At 47.5% G+C, this 17,910-nt stretch carries 17 protein-coding genes; 8 read left to right on the plus strand and 9 right to left on the minus strand.

What is annotated here, in order from left to right; genetic code table 11:
• Positions 1 to 277 precede the first annotated feature (277 nt).
• Genes HNR77_RS20290 through HNR77_RS20310 form a run of 5 tightly spaced genes read right to left on the minus strand, consistent with a single transcriptional unit; the run spans position 278 to position 3,123 of the window.
• Positions 278 to 577, minus strand: coding sequence for a metal-sulfur cluster assembly factor (locus HNR77_RS20290; RefSeq protein WP_184188320.1), 300 nt, complete (start codon positions 575 to 577; stop codon positions 278 to 280).
• A gap of 25 nt (positions 578 to 602) precedes the next feature.
• Positions 603 to 1,835 (minus strand): hypothetical protein, encoded by a 1,233-nt coding sequence (locus HNR77_RS20295; protein WP_184188323.1) that lies wholly within the window; start codon positions 1,833 to 1,835, stop codon positions 603 to 605.
• 13 nt (positions 1,836 to 1,848) lie between these two features.
• A complete protein-coding gene (locus tag HNR77_RS20300; protein WP_184188326.1) occupies positions 1,849 to 2,502 on the minus strand; it encodes a DUF2249 domain-containing protein in 654 nt (217 codons plus the stop codon).
• A complete protein-coding gene (locus tag HNR77_RS20305) occupies positions 2,495 to 2,872 on the minus strand; it encodes a hypothetical protein (RefSeq protein WP_184188329.1) in 378 nt (125 codons plus the stop codon). The genes HNR77_RS20300 and HNR77_RS20305 overlap by 8 nt, the downstream gene beginning before the upstream one ends.
• 17 nt (positions 2,873 to 2,889) lie before the next feature.
• Positions 2,890 to 3,123: a DUF2249 domain-containing protein gene (locus HNR77_RS20310; protein WP_184188332.1), complete on the minus strand. Its 234-nt coding sequence runs from the start codon at positions 3,121 to 3,123 to the stop codon at positions 2,890 to 2,892.
• Between the two features lie 322 nt (positions 3,124 to 3,445).
• Here HNR77_RS20310 and moaA point away from each other — a divergent pair, with 322 nt between their 5' ends.
• From moaA to HNR77_RS20340, 6 genes are read left to right on the plus strand one after another with little or no spacing between them, the layout of a single operon-like run.
• Entirely contained in the window at positions 3,446 to 4,444 is a 999-nt protein-coding gene (gene moaA / locus HNR77_RS20315; RefSeq protein WP_184188335.1) for a GTP 3',8-cyclase MoaA, read from the plus strand.
• A 46-nt stretch (positions 4,445 to 4,490) separates the two neighbouring features.
• Positions 4,491 to 8,207 (plus strand): nitrate reductase subunit alpha, encoded by a 3,717-nt coding sequence (locus tag HNR77_RS20320; protein ID WP_311768654.1) that lies wholly within the window; start codon positions 4,491 to 4,493, stop codon positions 8,205 to 8,207.
• A complete protein-coding gene (gene narH, locus HNR77_RS20325; protein ID WP_184188338.1) occupies positions 8,197 to 9,669 on the plus strand; it encodes a nitrate reductase subunit beta in 1,473 nt (490 codons plus the stop codon). Before HNR77_RS20320 ends, narH begins: the two co-directional genes overlap by 11 nt.
• A 17-nt stretch (positions 9,670 to 9,686) precedes the next feature.
• The gene (gene narJ / locus HNR77_RS20330; protein WP_184188341.1) at positions 9,687 to 10,343 is read left to right on the plus strand and encodes a nitrate reductase molybdenum cofactor assembly chaperone; all 657 of its coding nucleotides are present in this window, start codon (positions 9,687 to 9,689) and stop codon (positions 10,341 to 10,343) included.
• Between the two features lie 14 nt (positions 10,344 to 10,357).
• On the plus strand, positions 10,358 to 11,065 hold the full coding sequence (gene narI, locus HNR77_RS20335) for a respiratory nitrate reductase subunit gamma (protein WP_184188630.1): 708 nt from the start codon (positions 10,358 to 10,360) through the stop codon (positions 11,063 to 11,065).
• Complete coding sequence (locus tag HNR77_RS20340) at positions 11,066 to 12,577, plus strand: nitrate/nitrite transporter (RefSeq protein ID WP_184188345.1); 1,512 nt, start codon at positions 11,066 to 11,068, stop codon at positions 12,575 to 12,577.
• A 190-nt stretch (positions 12,578 to 12,767) separates the two neighbouring features.
• Here the strand turns inward: HNR77_RS20340 and HNR77_RS20345 are convergent, their stop codons facing one another.
• Entirely contained in the window at positions 12,768 to 13,469 is a 702-nt protein-coding gene (locus HNR77_RS20345; RefSeq protein ID WP_184188348.1) for a Crp/Fnr family transcriptional regulator, read from the minus strand.
• Positions 13,470 to 13,583: 114 nt separating this feature from the next.
• On the opposite strand from HNR77_RS20345, the gene HNR77_RS20350 reads away from it, so the two are divergent.
• Together HNR77_RS20350 and HNR77_RS20355 are read left to right on the plus strand one after the other, a co-directional pair.
• On the plus strand, positions 13,584 to 14,324 hold the full coding sequence (locus HNR77_RS20350) for a YwiC-like family protein (RefSeq protein WP_260410724.1): 741 nt from the start codon (positions 13,584 to 13,586) through the stop codon (positions 14,322 to 14,324).
• A gap of 222 nt (positions 14,325 to 14,546) precedes the next feature.
• Positions 14,547 to 15,272, plus strand: a complete 726-nt coding sequence (locus HNR77_RS20355; RefSeq protein WP_184188351.1) for a ZIP family metal transporter — start codon at positions 14,547 to 14,549, stop codon at positions 15,270 to 15,272.
• 157 nt (positions 15,273 to 15,429) lie between these two features.
• Here the strand turns inward: HNR77_RS20355 and HNR77_RS20360 are convergent, their stop codons facing one another.
• The 3 genes from HNR77_RS20360 to HNR77_RS20370 form a co-directional block, all read right to left on the minus strand.
• Positions 15,430 to 15,852 (minus strand): YlbF/YmcA family competence regulator, encoded by a 423-nt coding sequence (locus tag HNR77_RS20360; RefSeq protein ID WP_184188354.1) that lies wholly within the window; start codon positions 15,850 to 15,852, stop codon positions 15,430 to 15,432.
• A 123-nt stretch (positions 15,853 to 15,975) separates the two neighbouring features.
• On the minus strand, positions 15,976 to 16,659 hold the full coding sequence (locus tag HNR77_RS20365) for a Crp/Fnr family transcriptional regulator (protein ID WP_184188356.1): 684 nt from the start codon (positions 16,657 to 16,659) through the stop codon (positions 15,976 to 15,978).
• 93 nt (positions 16,660 to 16,752) lie between these two features.
• The gene (locus tag HNR77_RS20370) at positions 16,753 to 17,745 is read right to left on the minus strand and encodes a multicopper oxidase domain-containing protein (protein WP_184188636.1); all 993 of its coding nucleotides are present in this window, start codon (positions 17,743 to 17,745) and stop codon (positions 16,753 to 16,755) included.
• Positions 17,746 to 17,910 lie beyond the last annotated feature (165 nt).

Consider the following 17,910-nt stretch of genomic DNA (forward strand, 5'->3'; position numbering starts at 1 on the left):
CATGATACTTTAATTATAAGCGAAAAAGGTACAGTCTCCACAATTTTCTTGAGAGCTGTACCTTTAACATGGAATGGACTTTTTCAGTGGCCTCGGCTCCGACAGGGGTCTCTTTTTTCATGCTGAAGTGAGTGTGATGAGAAGAAGAAAATAGAGGGATAAAAAGGAGGAAAAGTGCTTTATCCTGTCAGAGTAAATTGAAACAACACAAAAACGTACCTTGGCCTGATGAAATCAGAGCTTTAGTACGTTATTTTGATCGTGATATAAGCACTTTTTAAAAATACCCCAGCATCTCCTTGGCTTCTCTGGACATCAGCTGTGGAGACCATTGTGGCTCCCATACTACCTGTACGTCAATATCGGATATATCGGTGTTTTCTTGTAAAACCCATTTCACCGCACCAACGATCGTATCATGAAGCGGACAGCCTGGTGTAGTCAGCGTCATACGTACCTGAATACGTTCAGGTTCTTCTTTCACTTCATAAACTAGGCCAAGGTCAACAATGTTGACGCCAAGCTCAGGATCATAGACTTCTTTTAAATAGTTAAGCAGTTCCGAGGTTTGTTGCATCTTGTTCACTCTCCATTCCATGTTGTTATCGTCTGAACACCAAAGCGATATTCCAGATATACAGAATCGAAACGATAGACAGCAACGTCCCGCCAATCATCATGACTTCCGCGAGATTAATCAGAATGCCGCTGACTAACAGAAGGCTGAAAGACGCCATCGCGAGCATGCCATGTTTGATCTTTTTTTCACGTAATATGCCAGCCATAAGCGGAGTTCCGGGCCGTCCGGCAAGCTTGCCATATTTGTGGGTCCACCATAGGAAGGGAACAATTTTGGAAGCATAGCCGAGTATAGTCAGGGACACCCAGCCTCCAAGATATACCCAGCCGGTGAGCAGAACAACACGTGAGTCAAGCAGCAGCTCTGTGCTCTGGGCACTATAAATTAACAGCGCAATTGCATATGCAGTCAAAGCTCGGCTTACATAAACAGTCCAGCGAATGCCGGGGCCGGGATTGCTTTTGTGGCGTTTCTCCTGAATCTGCTCCAGGTGGGCTGCATAACAGATCAGTGCTCCGGTTATAAGCAAAAGCGCGAACCAGAGCAGGCTGCCCTGGATACCTGTTAGAAATGCAATGGCACCTATAATAACAGCAGCATTCCAGAGGGCTATAACCGCCTTTTGCAAACGGGTGGGGATGTCATGAGAGAGATAGAACATGGGCAGCATCTTGTAGCTGAACCCGGTAATCAGCATGCCAAACCAGCCGAGAGTACCTATCCAGATATGAGCGCCAAACAATCGTTCATGCAGACCGTTCCAGTCGCCAAAAGCAAAATCAAGTCCCATCAGCAAGCCCGATAATCCGGTAAGCACTAGATATAGACAGGCACAGGCTGCACTGATCGTCACCGGGTTCCATTTCGAAGCTCGAAAGAGGGTGACAGTCATATTCCAGCCAAAGAGCAGAATACCGGATAAAGCAAGTGTGGCCGAACCTGCAATCCAGATCACATCTGCGCTAATAAAGCCAATCAACATGCCTGCAGCACCGATGCTGAACAAGAAATAGTGGCAGTAACCAAGCACTTTACTGTAAATATTCGTTTGCAAAATGACATGGATCAACTGATAGACAGCACCCATCGCCAGCATGGTGGCCCACCCGAGCACAAACAGATGAGCGTGAAACCAGCCTTCAGGTCCTCTTAATTCATCACCAAGCCAGCCAGTCAGTGATAGCAGAGAAAATACATGATACATGATAAAGCCAGCAATGCCTGTGATGATAAAAAGAAACGGCAGCCTGGACATGGCTTTCGCCTCCTTATCCTTTTTCGATGCTGACTTTGGCTGTTCCATCCGTTTGCTCCTGTACCGTGTATCGACAACCGAGCTGATTCAATTCCTCAATTAAAAATACAGGCACACGGTCATTGTGAATCAATACAATTTCTCCTGGTTTGCAGCGTTTGAGAGCGGCTAATGTGCGCATCATCGGCTGAGGCGGCTCCAGTCCGCGATTGTCCAGAACGATGGTCGGCTCTTTCAGTTCCTGTGTTATAGCCTCCTCTGGCAAAACCTCGGATTTCGAAGGTTCAGTTATCGCTGGAGGTTGCCCTTCACAGGAAGGTATGACATTCTCTGAAGCCAAGCCCTCAATCGACGAGGAATCTAATTTGTTCCGAGCCAGCGTACTGGATTGAACCGCCGCAGAGATTTTCCCTGCAGCGGTTTTGTTTTTTTTGTGCACAAACGTGGTCACCCAATGATTGGATTCAAGACGCTCTGATGTACTGGAGTATCCTTTCATTTTCAGAATGCCAAGCAGTGGAGTTGGCTTGAATGGCGCATGCAGGACGAATACGTCTTCGTGCTTCAGTTCTTTGACGGTATCCATAATGAGCTGGAAAGGTTCTAACTTTTTGCTCAGGTGAGGACGAACGTCCAGTGCCACAATGTTAACGACAGTTTCAGGCATTGATCTTCACATCCGATTCGGTGCTGACTGTTGTGGCGGTGCTCGTCTGCTGAATCAGCTTGACCGAAGATTCATATAAAGCAGCCATGCCACCGTACAGGGCATAGAAGAATGAGTCGGGTGCATCAAGGGAGAAAGAGAGATAGGATTTGGGGCCCATCTCAAGCACACGCTCAAACAATCTCGCACTTTCATAGGCATAAAAGCAGAAATGAGTAAATTCAAACACGGGCATTTTCTCGTAAATCGTAATGATCTCTTGTGCATAGGTTGCCTGCTCACGCTGAGCAATCTGAATCATGGATGCAGCATCTTCGAGTCCCAGCGTAAGACGCAGTGTAGTCTCGTTTATGATTTCAACATGCGCCATTTCCGTTCAACTCCAATCTATCGTTTCGTGATTTTGACTTGAAACGTTATAGGACCTTGTTCGATATATTCCCATTCAAAACCGTCGGGATGTGTCGATTGAAACTGGAAGCGGAGTGGTTTTGGATCGTGATCGTTCACTAGCAGCATCGCTTCCTCCGGCTGAAGGGCTTCGAACGTTTCAAAGATGATTTTATGTTTCAGATGAGGCGGATACTCTGTCGCATTAATGGCTGCAACATATGTGTTCATGGGTCATTCCTCCAAATTGGGATTAGTTGTGGTGTTGCAACTTGATTATAGAAAAGCAGACAGGAGGGCTGTGTGAGCCTGCTCACACCTTTATTTTTGTCATAATCTCGCCTTATTTAAGCTGGAATCCTGTTCGGAAAAGGGCTCTGGAGCATTCATAAATATGCAACTGTGCGTTATGTTTCAGTTCTTGTGATATTTTGCACAGTTAGCAGAGCCGGGCATCATTATGCTTAGCCCATGATTGACAGTGCATGTAAGGAAGCGAGTGTTTTCCTTCAGCCGATGTCATGAAAGCACCCGAGAGAGAGGAGGTACGTGTATGGAATCAAAGTTATTAGACCCGTTTGGACGTGTGCATGATTACTTGCGAATATCGGTTACAGACCGTTGCAATCTGCGGTGTGTGTATTGCATGCCGGAAGAAGGAATGCAGTTTGAACCAACAGAACGCATCCTGTCCTATGAAGAAATTACATCGATTGTCCAGGCACTTGCTCCGCTGGGCATACGGAAGCTGCGATTGACTGGCGGAGAACCTCTGGTTCGCAAGGGGCTGGATCAATTGGTTGCCATGCTATCCGCTATTCCGGGGATTGAAGACATTGCATTGACAACCAATGGCATATTTTTGGCACCTCATGCCGAGATGCTGAAGGCTGCAGGTTTGACACGCGTTAACATTAGTCTCGATTCGCTCAAACCGGAGCGATTTGCGCGTATTACACGGGGCGGGAAGGTACATCGTGTGCTGGAGGGCATTGAAGCCAGTCAAAGGGCTGGATTCAAGCCAATCAAGCTAAACGTTGTACTGATGAAGGGTATAAATGACGATGAGGTAGAGGATTTTCTACGCATGACGCTGGAGAACCCGATTGATATTCGTTTTATTGAATACATGCCCATCGGAAATAGTGGAACCGGTTGGAAGTCGAGTTATTTGCCGCTAGAACATGTGCTGAAGACTTGCGGAACCAAGTGGAACTACGAAAGCCGCGATGTGTATGGCAATGGCCCAGCGGACAGTTATCGGATTGTTGGGGCCGCTGGAACGTTCGGGCTGATTCGTCCGGTCAGCAGTCATTTCTGCGGCAGTTGCAACAGACTCCGGTTGACTGCCGACGGCAACATTAAGCCGTGTCTGTACTGGTCGGATGAGTATAATGTTCGTCCGCTCGTCGGTAATGACAAGGCGGTGCAGGATTTGTTTTATAAGGCGCTCGGCACCAAACCCGAAACTCATGACATGGTAAAAGCCTTGAAAGGGCAGCAGATTAACGGAACACCTACGCTGCGGCATATGTCGCAGATTGGAGGATAGGAAGTGCGAAATCGTTTCAACAGGTCACTATTGTGGGAGGACAACAATGAGCAGCGAAAGCATGCCCTGGATGGGCAAACTGAAGTATTTTGCTAAACGTGAGAAAAACGCAGAAGGCTGGAGTGAAATGTCCCCGGTTAACCGGGATTGGGAAGATGTGTATCGGCGTCGTTGGCAGCATGATAAAGTGGTGCGTTCTACACACGGTGTGAACTGCACGGGTTCGTGCAGCTGGCAGATTTATGTCAAGGATGGCATCGTGACATGGGAAACACAGGCGACGGACTATCCATCCACCGGACCGGATATGCCTGATTTTGAACCACGTGGATGTCCGCGCGGGGCAAGCTTCTCATGGTATCTACATAGTCCACTGCGTGTAAAACACCCTTACGTGCGTGGGGCGTTACTGGAAATGTGGCGTGACGCTTTAAAAACACATGGCGATCCTGTTCGTGCGTGGTCAAGTATTGCGAATGATCCCGTCAAAGTGAAACGATACAAGTCGGTACGCGGTAAAGGTGGATTGGTTCGTGCGTCATGGGGGGAAGTGACAGAGATTATTGCTGCTTCCATGATTCATACGATCAAAGATTACGGTCCTGATCGGATCATTGGTTTCTCCCCAATTCCAGCGATGTCCATGGTCAGCTACGCAGCTGGTTCCCGTTTCTTGTCTCTCGTGGGTTCACCACTGCTTAGTTTCTACGACTGGTACGCGGATCTGCCGCCGGCATCCCCGCAAATCTGGGGGGATCAGACGGACGTGCCGGAAAGTAGTGACTGGTATAACTCAGGATACATTTTGGTTTGGGGTTCCAACCTGCCGATGACCCGTACGCCGGATGCTCACTTCCTTGCTGAAGCACGTTACAAGGGAACAAAAGTCGTTTCCATCAGCCCCGATTATGCAGAATATGTGAAGTTTGCTGACACTTGGATGTCCGTAAAACAGGGTACAGATGGTGCACTTGCCATGGCCATGGGACACACCATCCTGAAGGAATTTTATCTGGAACGTCCTACAGATTACTTCATGTCCTACGCGAAACAGTATACGGACTTCCCGAATTTGTTGATTGTGGAAGAGAAGGATGGCGTAAACGTTGCAGGCCGCTTCTTGCTAGGGGAAGACCTTGGCATCGAGGGCAACAATATGGCATGGAAAACCCTTGTATATGACGAAAATACGGGAACTTATGCGATTCCAAAAGGCAGTATGGGCTTCCGCTGGGGTGAAGAAGGTACGTGGAATCTCAAAATGGAACAAGTGGATACCGGTGAGCCGATTGATCCAAGACTGTCGATGCTCGGTGTGCATCATGATCTCGTAACCTTGCAACTGCCTTACTTCGATGACGAAGGAAGTCATGTGATGGAACGGCAAATCCCGGTGCGCCGCATCTGGGTTGATGATCGCTGGATTACGGTTACTTCAGTATACGATCTCGTGCTGGCGAAGTACGGGGTAGATCGTGAAATGACTCGTTCAGCAGACTCTACTGAAATCGTTGCAGGAGTCGTTCTGGAAGCGGAAGAGGATAAACCCTTTACACCTGCTTGGCAGGAGAAAATTACCCGGGTTGATCGTGATACCGTCGTTCAGATCGCACGTGAGTTTGCACAAAATGCGGTGGATACACAAGGTCGTTCTATGATTATTATGGGGGCTGGCATCAACCACTGGTACAACTCTGATGTTATCTATCGTGCCATTATCAACCTGCTTCTGATGACGGGTTGCCAGGGGGTTAACGGTGGAGGCTGGGCTCACTATGTCGGTCAGGAGAAACTGCGTCCGGCCGAAGGCTGGCAGACGATTGCATTTGCACGTGACTGGAGCGGACCTGCGCGTCTGCAGAACGGAACATCCTTCTTCTATTTTGCAACAGATCAATGGAGATATGAGGAGACCCCAGTCGGAGAACTGACCTCAGCACTTGAGGGCGATCCGCGGTTCCAGCACGTTGCCGACTATAATGTCATGGCTGCGCGCATGGGCTGGCTTCCATCCTATCCGCAATTCAACCGCAACTCGATTGATTTGCATCAGGATGCACTGAATGCGGGGGCAACGACAACAGAAGAGATCGGAGCCTATGTGGCATCTGAACTGCAAAATAAAAATCTGAAATTTTCGATTGAACAGCCGGACGATCCGGCGAACTTCCCGCGTGTGCTGTTTGTATGGAGAGCCAACTTGATCTCAAGCTCGGGCAAAGGACATGAATATTTCCTCAAGCACTTGCTTGGTGCTACGAACGGATTGCTGAATGACGATGATCTCGGACTTCGTCCAGAGCATGTGGAGTGGGTGGATGATGCACCGGAAGGCAAGCTGGATCTCATGGTCAATATGGACTTCCGCATGGCAGGTACAGCCATGTATTCCGATATCGTTCTTCCGGCAGCAACATGGTATGAAAAAAGCGATTTGAGCAGTACGGATATGCACCCGTTTGTGCACCCGTTCAACCCGGCGGTTGCTACGCAGTGGGAATCCCGTTCAGACTGGGATACATTCAAGGAGATTGCGCGTGTGTTCTCCGAAATGGCTGCACAGCAGTTCGATGGACCACAGAAGGAGATTTTGGCTACACCGCTGCTGCATGATTCACCAGATGAACTCGCTCAGCCGTATGGAGAGATTAAAGACTGGAGCGCAGGAGAATGCGAAGTGATTCCGGGCAAAACGATGCCGCATATTCAGGTGGTTGAACGTGATTATGCTGCGGTCTACAACAAAATGATCAGTCTCGGGCCGAATGTGAAGGATAAGCCGATCGGTACGAAGGGCATCTCTTGGTCTGCAACGGAGGAATACGAGAAACTGAAAGGCATTTTGGGTGTGAATCGCAAAGATGGCATTGGACAAGGATGTCCCGATCTGAGTTCAGATCGTAATGTCGCTGAAGCCATTTTGACGCTATCCACCACCACAAACGGCAAGATGGCTGTACGTGCATGGGAGTCACTTGAGAAGAAAACGGCACTGCATCTAAAGGATCTCGCAGAAGAACGCTCGGAGGAATGTTTCACCTTCGATGAGATTACGTCGAAACCGAAAACAGTGATCACGTCACCTGCATTCAGCGGATCGGAAAAAGGCGGACGGCGGTATTCACCGTTTACAACCAACGTGGAACGTTTGATTCCATGGCGTACGCTGACAGGCAGACAACAGTTCTATATCGACCATGCGATGCTGCGTGAGTTTGGCGAGACACTGGCGACCTTCAAACCGATTCTGAAACATACACCGTTCCATCCAAACAGTAAACGTCCGATCGAGGGCGGCAAGGAAATCGTGCTGAACTATATGACACCGCATAACAAATGGTCTATCCACAGTATGTACTATGATGCACAGCCGATGTTGACTTTGTTCCGGGGGGGCCCAACGATCTGGATGAACCACGAAGATGCTGAGGACGCGGGTCTGGTGGATAACGACTGGATCGAATGTTTCAACCGCAACGGGGTTGTTGTGGCGAGGGCGGTCGTCACACACCGTATTCCGCGCGGAGTAGCGTTTATGTATCACGCTCAGGATCGTCATATTAATGTTCCGGGTACGAAAATTTCACAGACTCGCGGCGGTACGCATAACAGTCCGACCCGTATTCATGTGAAACCAACCCATATGATCGGCGGGTACGCCCAGTTAAGTTATGGTTTCAACTATTATGGCCCGACAGGCAACCAGCGTGACCTGAACGTCATCATTAGAAAACTGCAGGAGGTGGATTGGCTTGAAGATTAAAGCACAAGTCAGTATGGTCATGAACCTGGACAAATGTATCGGATGCCATACATGCAGCGTTACATGCAAAAACACCTGGACGAATCGTCCAGGTGCAGAGTACATGTATTTTAACAATGTCGAAACAAAACCAGGTGTTGGTTATCCGAAACAATGGGAGGATCAGGAGCGTTATCGCGGCGGCTGGGAGATGAAAAATGGCAAGCTGGAGCTGAAATCCGGTACACGGGCAAGACGTTTGCTGAACATTTTTCACAACCCGGATCAACCAACGATTGACGATTACTATGAGCCGTGGACTTATGATTACGAAAAACTGACCAACAGTCCGGAGAAGAAACACCAGCCTGTTGCAAGACCGAAATCCCAGATTACCGGAGAGTACATGAATCTGGAATGGGGTCCAAACTGGGAAGATGACCTCGCGGGTGCTCATGTCACGGGGATGGAAGACCCAAACATGAAAGGTGTCGAGGAATCGATCAAAATGGATTTTGAACAGGTATTTATGATGTACCTGCCGCGGATCTGTGAACACTGTTTGAACCCGTCCTGTGTGTCCTCTTGTCCATCAGGAGCGATGTACAAACGCGAAGAGGACGGCATCGTGCTTGTTGACCAGAATGCTTGTCGTGCATGGAGATTCTGTGTATCGAGCTGCCCATACAAAAAAGTATATTTCAACTGGCAGACAAACAAAGCCGAGAAATGTACGCTTTGCTTCCCGCGGATTGAAGCGGGTTTGCCAACGATCTGTTCCGAAACTTGCGTGGGCCGTATCCGTTATATCGGTCTGATGCTCTATGATGCAGATCGCATTGAAGCGGCAGCTTCAGTGGAAAATGAAAAGGATCTGTATGAGTCCCAAATGGATGTATTCCTTGATCCGAATGATCCTGAAGTCATCCGTGAAGCACGTGCAGCAGGCATTCCGGAGGACTGGATTATTGCAGCACAGCAGTCCCCGATCTACAAAATGGTGATTGACTGGAAGATCGCATTGCCACTTCACCCTGAATACCGCACGATGCCGATGGTATGGTATATTCCGCCGCTGAGCCCAATCACCAACCGGGTAGAAGGCCAAGGAAGTTCGCTGGAAGCGAGCGATATTTTCCCGGCCATTGATAACATGCGTATTCCGGTTGAATATCTCGCGAACCTGTTGACTGCCGGAGATACAGGGCGCATTCGTGAAGTGTTGCGCAAAATGGCTGTAATGCGGATTCATATGCGCAACCAGCAGACCGGCAAAACGAGTGAGTCCGACTTGCTGGATAGGGTAGGCATGAGTGCGCAGGAAGTGGAAGATATGTATCGTCTGCTCGCTATAGCGAAATACGATGATCGCTTTGTAATCCCGCCAGCTCACCGTGAGGAAGTGGCGGATCTCTTCAGTGAACAAGGCAGCTGCGGTCTTGACTTTGCAGGCGGCCCTGGTTCTTGCGGCGTATTCTCATAGGAGAGGAGACAACAACGATGACCATTGATATCGATCCAGAACCAATCGTGAAGCCGGGGTATGACACGGAAACAAGACGAATGGTCTGCAAACTGATCTCCTATCTGCTGCAATATCCGGATACCGAGTGGAGAGCGGGATTACAAGGCGTACAGGAAGCTGTTCTTTCGATCGCTGATGAAGAAGTGAAGCAGACCGTGTTAACCTTCACCAGAGATGCACAGGCTGTCGATGCCATTCGGTGGCAGGACGCTTATGTTCGTTCGTTTGACTTTGATAAAAAATCAAATCTCTATCTCACTTATGCTCTGCATGGGGATGAGCGGGATCGCGGGCCGGCCCTGATTGATTTGAAGCGCAGATATGAAGCGGCTGGTTTCTATATGGAAGCCAGCGAGCTCCCGGATTATTTGCCTATGGTGCTTGAATTCATTGCCGAGGCTCCGGAGAAAGATGCCATCGGAGTTCTGGACAGTTGCCATAAAGCGCTGGTGTCGATGACCGAAAGCATTGCAGGACAAAACAGTCCATACGGTCCACTCCTTAAGCTGATGTTACAGGTGATGCCCGAGCCGTCTGTTTCGGACATACCTGAACCAAGCAAAGAAGAACAGAGACAACCTCTCGGCGGTCTGAATGAGATCGTTGAGCTGATGAGGAGGGGCAGTCGGTGAGTACACTGGAATTCATGTTATGGGGTGCTCTCCCGTATATGGTCATTGTGTTTTGTATCACAGCGACCATCTGGAGATATGTAACCAATCCGTTTAGCTGGACGTCGAAATCTAGTGAGATGCTGGAGAAACGGATGCTGCGATGGGGAAGCTTACTCTTCCACATCGGCATTTTCGCCGTGATTTGCGGACATATTGCGGGATTGCTTGTACCGATCGAATTTTACCACTGGATCGGTCTGAGTGACGAAGCCTATCATATGGGCGCTGTGTTCGGCGGGTTACCGGCAGGAATTATTGCATTTGCCGGTTTGGTTATTTTGTTGGTACGCCGCTATACGGCTCGTAGAGTGCGCGCAACAAGCAGCGTTGGGGATTGGCTAGCCCTTGCCATGTTGGTCATTGTTATTGTGACTGGTATTTTGGCAACTTCAGCCAATGCGCTAAACCACAGTGGGTTTGATTATCGTACGACGATTAATCCATGGCTGCGTGGGCTTCTGGTCTTCCAGCCTGATCCGGCCCTGATGCAAACTGTGCCAATGAACTTTAAAGTTCATATTCTGCTTACATTTGTGTTGTACTGTGTGTTCCCATTCACACGTCTCGTTCACATGCTGAGTATGCCCCTCGGATATCTCAGACGTAGCTATGTGCTCTATAGAAGAAGAGATGGAGCAGTGTATCCGAATCAGGAACAACAAAAGGAAAGGGCGATGTAAATGCAGCAACAAGGTAAAGTTCAACTGCCCTTGCAAACCGCAAGTTTGATTCTCGGTTTCATGGTATGGGTGATTCTGTCGTCACTTATGCCTTTCATTAAAGAAGATATCGTGCTTACGTCATCACAGCTGGCTTGGGCAACGGCGATTCCGGTATTGATCGGTTCGGTTGCCCGTGTTCCGATTGGGTATTGGACGAACCGATACGGGGCACGTAACATTTTCATGATCAGCTTTGTGTTGTTACTGGCTCCGGTATGGTGGGTAAGCCGTGCAACATCTTTCAGTGATCTGATTATTGGGGGATTTTTCCTCGGGATCGGAGGGGCTGTATTCTCGGTCGGAGTAACCTCACTGCCGAAGTATTATCCGAAAGAGCGCCACGGTTTCGTGAACGGGATCTATGGTATTGGTAACCTGGGTACGGCACTTTCGGCATTTGGGGCCCCTTTGGTTGCTGCTCAAGTGGGTTGGTCCAAAACCGTATTATTTTACAGTATTCTTCTAATTGGTATGGCGGCACTGAATTTTGCGCTGGGAGATAAAAAAGAAACACGTGTCACCCTTCCTCTGATGCAGCAGCTAAAAGATGTATCTCGGAATAACAAGCTGTGGCTATTGTGTTTGTTTTACTTCCTGACATTCGGTTCATTCGTGGCATTCACCGTCTACTTGCCGAACTTCCTCGTAACCAATTTCCATATGGATAAGGTTGATGCCGGACTTCGCACCGCAGGATTTATTCTGGTCGCAACAATCATGCGTCCGGTTGGCGGATGGCTGGGTGACAGATTTAATCCGTTTAAAATATTAATGTTTGTATTCGGCGGGTTAACGGTCGCAGCAATTGTGCTATCCTTCGCGCCATCCTTCTATATCTATACGGTAGGCTGTCTGACGGTTGCGCTCTGCGCAGGGACAGGGAACGGTACAATTTTCAAATTAGTGCCAATGTATTTCGTTAAACAAGCAGGTATCGCTAACGGTATGATCTCAGCTATGGGTGGATTGGGTGGTTTCTTCCCTCCATTGATGCTGACGTTGCTGTACAGTATGACAGGACATTACGCGATTGGATTTATGGCTTTATCTCAGATTGCACTCGTAAGTCTGGTGCTTGTCATCTGGATGTTCTACCAGGAGAAGCTTCAACTGTCTGCAAGCATTTTGGAGAATACGATTGAAGCGATTCTGGTGACGGATACGAACAGTGTTATTCGTTCTGTGAATCCAGCCTTCACGGCAGTTACAGGTTATACAGCTGAAGAAGCGGTTGGGCAGAAGCCAAGCATGCTGAAATCAGGCAAGCAGGATAAAAAGTTTTATGATCAGTTGTGGCAGGAACTGCGTGACAAAGGATACTGGCAGGGAGAGATCTGGAACCGGAAGAAAAACGGTGAGGTCTATCAGGAGTGGCTCAGTATTACAGCGATTCGTAATGAAGCTGGAGAAGTCAAATATTACGCAGGTATGTTCAGCGACATGAGTAAGCCCGATCTAACAATTGCCTGAATCATGCTTTGAACGGAAGAGTTTTGAAAAAGTGATCCAACATACAGCAAGAGACCTTAACTTGAATTACAGTAGTTAAGGTCTCTTTTTGCACAAAGGGCAGTCATACATTCACACTGAAGAAAGAAGAAATAAAGAAGAAGAAAGAAGAAAGAAGAGACAAGATGCACGAAGCAGCTTGCCGTTATGCTCATGCATCTCGTTGTTCCTTCAACGCTTGCAGGTTATGAATGATGATGCGACTTCGATCAACCTCAAGCAACTCATCTTTGGAGAGCTGGTTCAGCAGTCGATTGGCTGTTTCCCGTGTTGTTCCGATTGAATTGGCAAACTCCTGGTGTGTCATGGGCAGATTAATGACAACCTTGTCCGCCTGCTGTTGACCATGTTGCTCGGCAAGCATAAGAAGAAAGGAGAGCACACGATTACGAACGTCCTGTCCAGAAAGTACTTGTAATTTATCTTGTAATTCGCGTATTTTATCGCCGAGTACACGCATAATTTTGATGGCAATCGAAGGTGTGCTTAGCATCAGGCGTTCAAAATGCCGGACGGGAATCGCCAGCAGGCTTGTCGGCGTGATTGCAACAGCGGTAGCAGGATATGGATGCGCATTAAAAAATCCGGTATGAGGGAACATATCTCCTGTTTTGAGGAAGGAGACAATCTGTTCATGTCCGTTCTCATCTGTTTTGTACGCTTTGACAATACCGGTACGGATGAAGAACACCGCTTCTTTTTCGCTACCTTCACTAAAAATGACTGTTTTTTTACTGATGCTTCGGGATATAGCGATTTCTTCCACCTTTTTCAACTCTTCGGGGCTTAAATCCTGAAAAATAGGGAACTGCTGCAGAAATTCTGCTGCGTTATCTTTATTTACCCTGGTCATATGAATTCATCCTCTCTATAACGCTTCTATTTAATATTTTCGCTTGATCTTCGTATCATCAGAGATTAAAGCCTCATTTTGTAATAACAGATCGGATCGGAGGTTGTGATTCAATTGAAAAGCAACGCAAGTGCAAACCTAAAACCAATCGTTATCCCTCATGAGCACGGAGGGTGGGCGATGGTCAGTGTGCCTTTTCTCGTCGGAGTGGCGGCTAGCAGCCCTCAGTGGCTTCATGTGCCTCTGTTCATAGCTTGGCTTGGCTTATATCTGACCGCATATCCTTTGCTGCAATCACTCAAACGGAACGCGAATCGGCAGCGCTTATATACATGGGCCGCCATATACGGCACGATTGCCCTACTCTGTCTCATTCCGGCTGTTATTGGTCATTCATCACTGTTATGGTTTGGCCCTATATTAGTTGGATTGCTTCTGGTGAACATTTGGCATGTGAGACATAAGGCTGAAAGGTCGCTGACCAATGACCTTTGTGCGATGCTGGTGTTCTCCCTTGGCGGAGCAGCAGCTTATTTGATTGGCAGCGGTGAATGGGACTATGGCATGGCCATCGTGGTGTTATTTTCTTTTTTACATTTTACAGGAAGTACGTTCTTTGTGAAATCGGTCTTTCGGGAACGTAGCAATCCACGTTGGATTCGGTTGACACGTCTTGTCCATGTTGTACTGTTGTTCATTCCGGCTATGGTTGGGCACCCATGGATGGGGCTGGCCTATGTCTATTCCGCTGCACGGACATTCCGCTATGCAGGTCAAACCCTGCGTCCCATGAAGGTAGGGATCATCGAGATCATTGGAACGGTACAGTTCCTGCTCTGGTTCATCCTGCTGTAAATGACATCATTTTATCATAACGTGCTTGAAGTCCACTTCAGGTGACATAGGTCACACCGCCATCGGATTGACATGAATTGATGAAGATTTGCAGGGTGGAACGGCTCGTTTAACCCATTATTTTATGAGAAAAAGTCCACTGAATCAGGTGATTGTTTTTATTCTGTCAACCGGGGTTAATGGGAGATAAAACAATCTTGAACAAGGGAGGGGCCAACCTGGATGTGGATTGCAATGATGTGGGGCGGCATCTCCGCCTCAGCGGTTGTCATCGGCGCACTTGCCGCCTTATTTATGAAGATTCCGAAAAGGGTCATTGGCTGGATTATGGCTTTTGGAACAGGCACGTTGATTGGTGCAGCAACATTTGAGCTTTTGGGAGACGCCTTGAATGATGGAGGCATGCTGCCAACAGCGATCGGTTTTACCGCAGGAGCCGTCGTGTATACCCTGTTTGATTGGCTTATATCGGCCAGAGGTGGCTCGGATCGGAAACGTTCCAGCAAAAAAGACTCCAGCCAGCAAAGCGGGCTCGGCATATTCGCAGGCACGGTGATGGATGCGATTCCCGAGTCGATTATGCTGGGTGCCAGTTTGCTGGCTGGTAACGGTGTTAGTGTGGTGCTGGTGGTCTCGATCTTTGTCAGCAATATTCCGGAAGGATTGTCCAGTACGGCAGGGTTAAAGAACAGCAAGTATAGCAAAGGCAAAATTATACTGATGTGGCTTGGTGTATTGCTGATCTCTGCACTTGCCGCATTGGGCGGGTACCTGTTTCTGGAGCATCTTCCAAAGGAGATGGGGGCAGCAATTGGTGCTTTTGCCGGAGGAGGCATTATAGCCATGCTTTGTTCAACGATGATGCCAGAGGCTTTTGAAGAGGGAGGCCCTGTAGTGGGATTAATCGCATCGATGGGATTGCTTGTGTCGTTGCTTTTGGATATCTGAGTTGCAAGATGTTTTCATGCTGTCAGAACGAACTCTAAATCCATGAAACCTTATAATTTCAGATAGATAAGATAGCAAAAGAGTATCCCCTCAGATGTACTCTGAGTTATGGATACTCTTTTTTGAAAGTTAAAGGAGATTATAGCAACAACCGAAATTAGTGGGCGGAGCAACTTCCGCCGCATCCGCAGGTTTCCTTACCGAGTTCTTTAGCTTCTGGCAGACGATTTAATTCAACGGATTTTGTAAAATAGTTGCTTATCTGCTGGTGCAATTGGCTGAACTCACGTTGCGCATAAATAAATCTGCGAATCAGCGGGTGATCATAGAGCGCGCGTTCTTCCTCTTCGTAAATTTTGATCTCCGATTCAAGCAATTCAATATTTTGACGCTCTTTCTCTTCGAGTGCCTGATGTTTCTCCATAAAGCGTTCATATTGTTCTGTCGCTTGCTCGTCTGCGGCAAACTGATCGATCATCTCACGCATTTCTTTATAGCCTTCATCCTGTAACAGTAAGGAGCATAGCTCCTGCATTTTATGCATGATGATTTCTTTGTCCATTTTAACGATCGTAGTCATAGGGTTAGCCTCCTGATAAATCTTCTCTTGTTATCCACTGTATACTGTAAATCAGACGTTCACTGTGACGATGCTCACAACCTAGATTAGATAGTTTACATATGCAAGCAGACGATTAATGCATCAAGTGATCATATCTTTCAACTCCTGCAGCTGCAGAATGCGAATCTCATTGCCATTCACTTGAAGTAGTTGCTGATGCTGCATGATGTTTAATTTTCGGCTCAATGTCTCCGGTGTAATCCCTAAAAGTAAGGCCATATCCTTTTTGAAAACAGGCAAGCGGATCTCATGCTTTGCATGATTTCGAGTATGGAAATCAAGGAGCAGCTTCGCAATTTTTTGCTCCGTCGTCATTGCGCTAATGGAGCTATTCCATTCATCGGTTTCACTGAGCAGACTGGTGATGGCAAGCAGGAAATGATAAGCAAGTTTGGAGTCATGCTCAAGTAATTGGTCAAAGTCCTGCTTCCGGATGGAGCATATCGTAGAGGTTTCAAGAACCTCTGCATTGGATTGATGTGGTGTCTGATGTAACAATGAACTTTGTCCGAAAAAATCACCTGAGAACAAAAAACGTATAATATGCTCCTTGCCATTCTCGTTATATTTGGATAGCTTTACACTGCCTTGATGTATTACAAAAAGCGTGTCTGAACGCTCGCCTTCCTGGACAACATAGTCGCCTTTATGATATTTGCGAGTATGGAGAAGAGAGGTCAGCAATGCAGCGTCCGCAGGATCAAGATGCTGAAAAAGCGAAACTTTGGAGTAACAGCCATCGTTTTTTTCGTGGTCACAGATCATCTCATAGTCACCTCTTCGTTTCGCATAATGAATGGTTGTACGTTGTAATGTTCAGGCTGTGGATTGCATCACTCCACTTCACGATTTTCTTCATTAATGAGACATGGTTTTACCCCCGTGATCTTTGCCATCCTTCGTCACACGAAGCACCGCAGAAGCGCCTTTATCTACATGTTTGAATTGATGGGTTACGATGGGATAGTCACCTTCCTCGGTGACGGTAAATTCAACGACCGCGCCTCCGCTGGCTGGCAGCAAAACGGTCTGAATACCATACTCGATGTTTCTTGGATTACCGTCCGTGTATACCCGATCCATCATCGTACCTACAACATGGAAGGAAGAGACTTCATTTGGGCCTGCGTTGCTGACATAGAGGCGTACGGTATCTCCTACCTTTGCTAGCAGAGGATGTTCCTTCAGGGTGTAGGTATTGCCATTAAAAACGACATACTCGGGTTCCCCATTTACAAAAGAATTATAATCATGCTCTTTGTACCATTCACTTTGCACAAGAGTATAGGAACGGTCAACCAAATAATCCGAAGGGTATCCTGCTTTGGGTTCAACAATAATCGTGCCATACATGCCGTTGGCAATGTGGGCGAGGGTTGGTTTGCTTCCGCAGTGATACATAAATACGCCTGGATTGGAGGCTGGATAGGTGAAAGTGCCTTCTTTTCCTGGCATGACATCAATGAATTTACTGCTCGGAGAAGCATGAACGGCATGCATATCCATCGAGTGATTCATGCGGGTATCTTTATTTTTTAACGTAAAAACGATCGTATCCCCCTCATTGACACGCAGGACAGGGCCAGGTGAAGTTCCATTAAACGTCCAGGCGTTATAGATCACACCTTTTGCAATTTCAATATCGGTCACTTGGGAGGTCATCTCAATATATACGGTTTGGCCTTCTCTGCGAATAATCGGGTCAACGGGAGGTTGACTTGGCGCCGTGCTGGAAAAGGCTTCTTCATTTAAGTTGGGTTGAACGGGATTAGAGGAACTACAATGAGAGAGTGCAGCTGTAAAAATCGTCAGAATCAACGTGTATTTATAGATGTTAGGAAACAAGAGCATACGTTCACGACCTTTCAACTAGCAAGTGATGATTTTCACAAAAACGTACTTGAGAGATGATTATTTTAAGAATCCTTAAGTCTAGATTACGACATCAATGAAGTAATCGGTGTGACGGGGCACACACTTATGTAGGACTATGGATGTTATTTTGAGTGGTCAAGT

The organism is Paenibacillus sp. JGP012 (assembly GCF_014203995.1).
GTDB lineage: Bacteria > Bacillota > Bacilli > Paenibacillales > Paenibacillaceae > Paenibacillus > Paenibacillus silvae.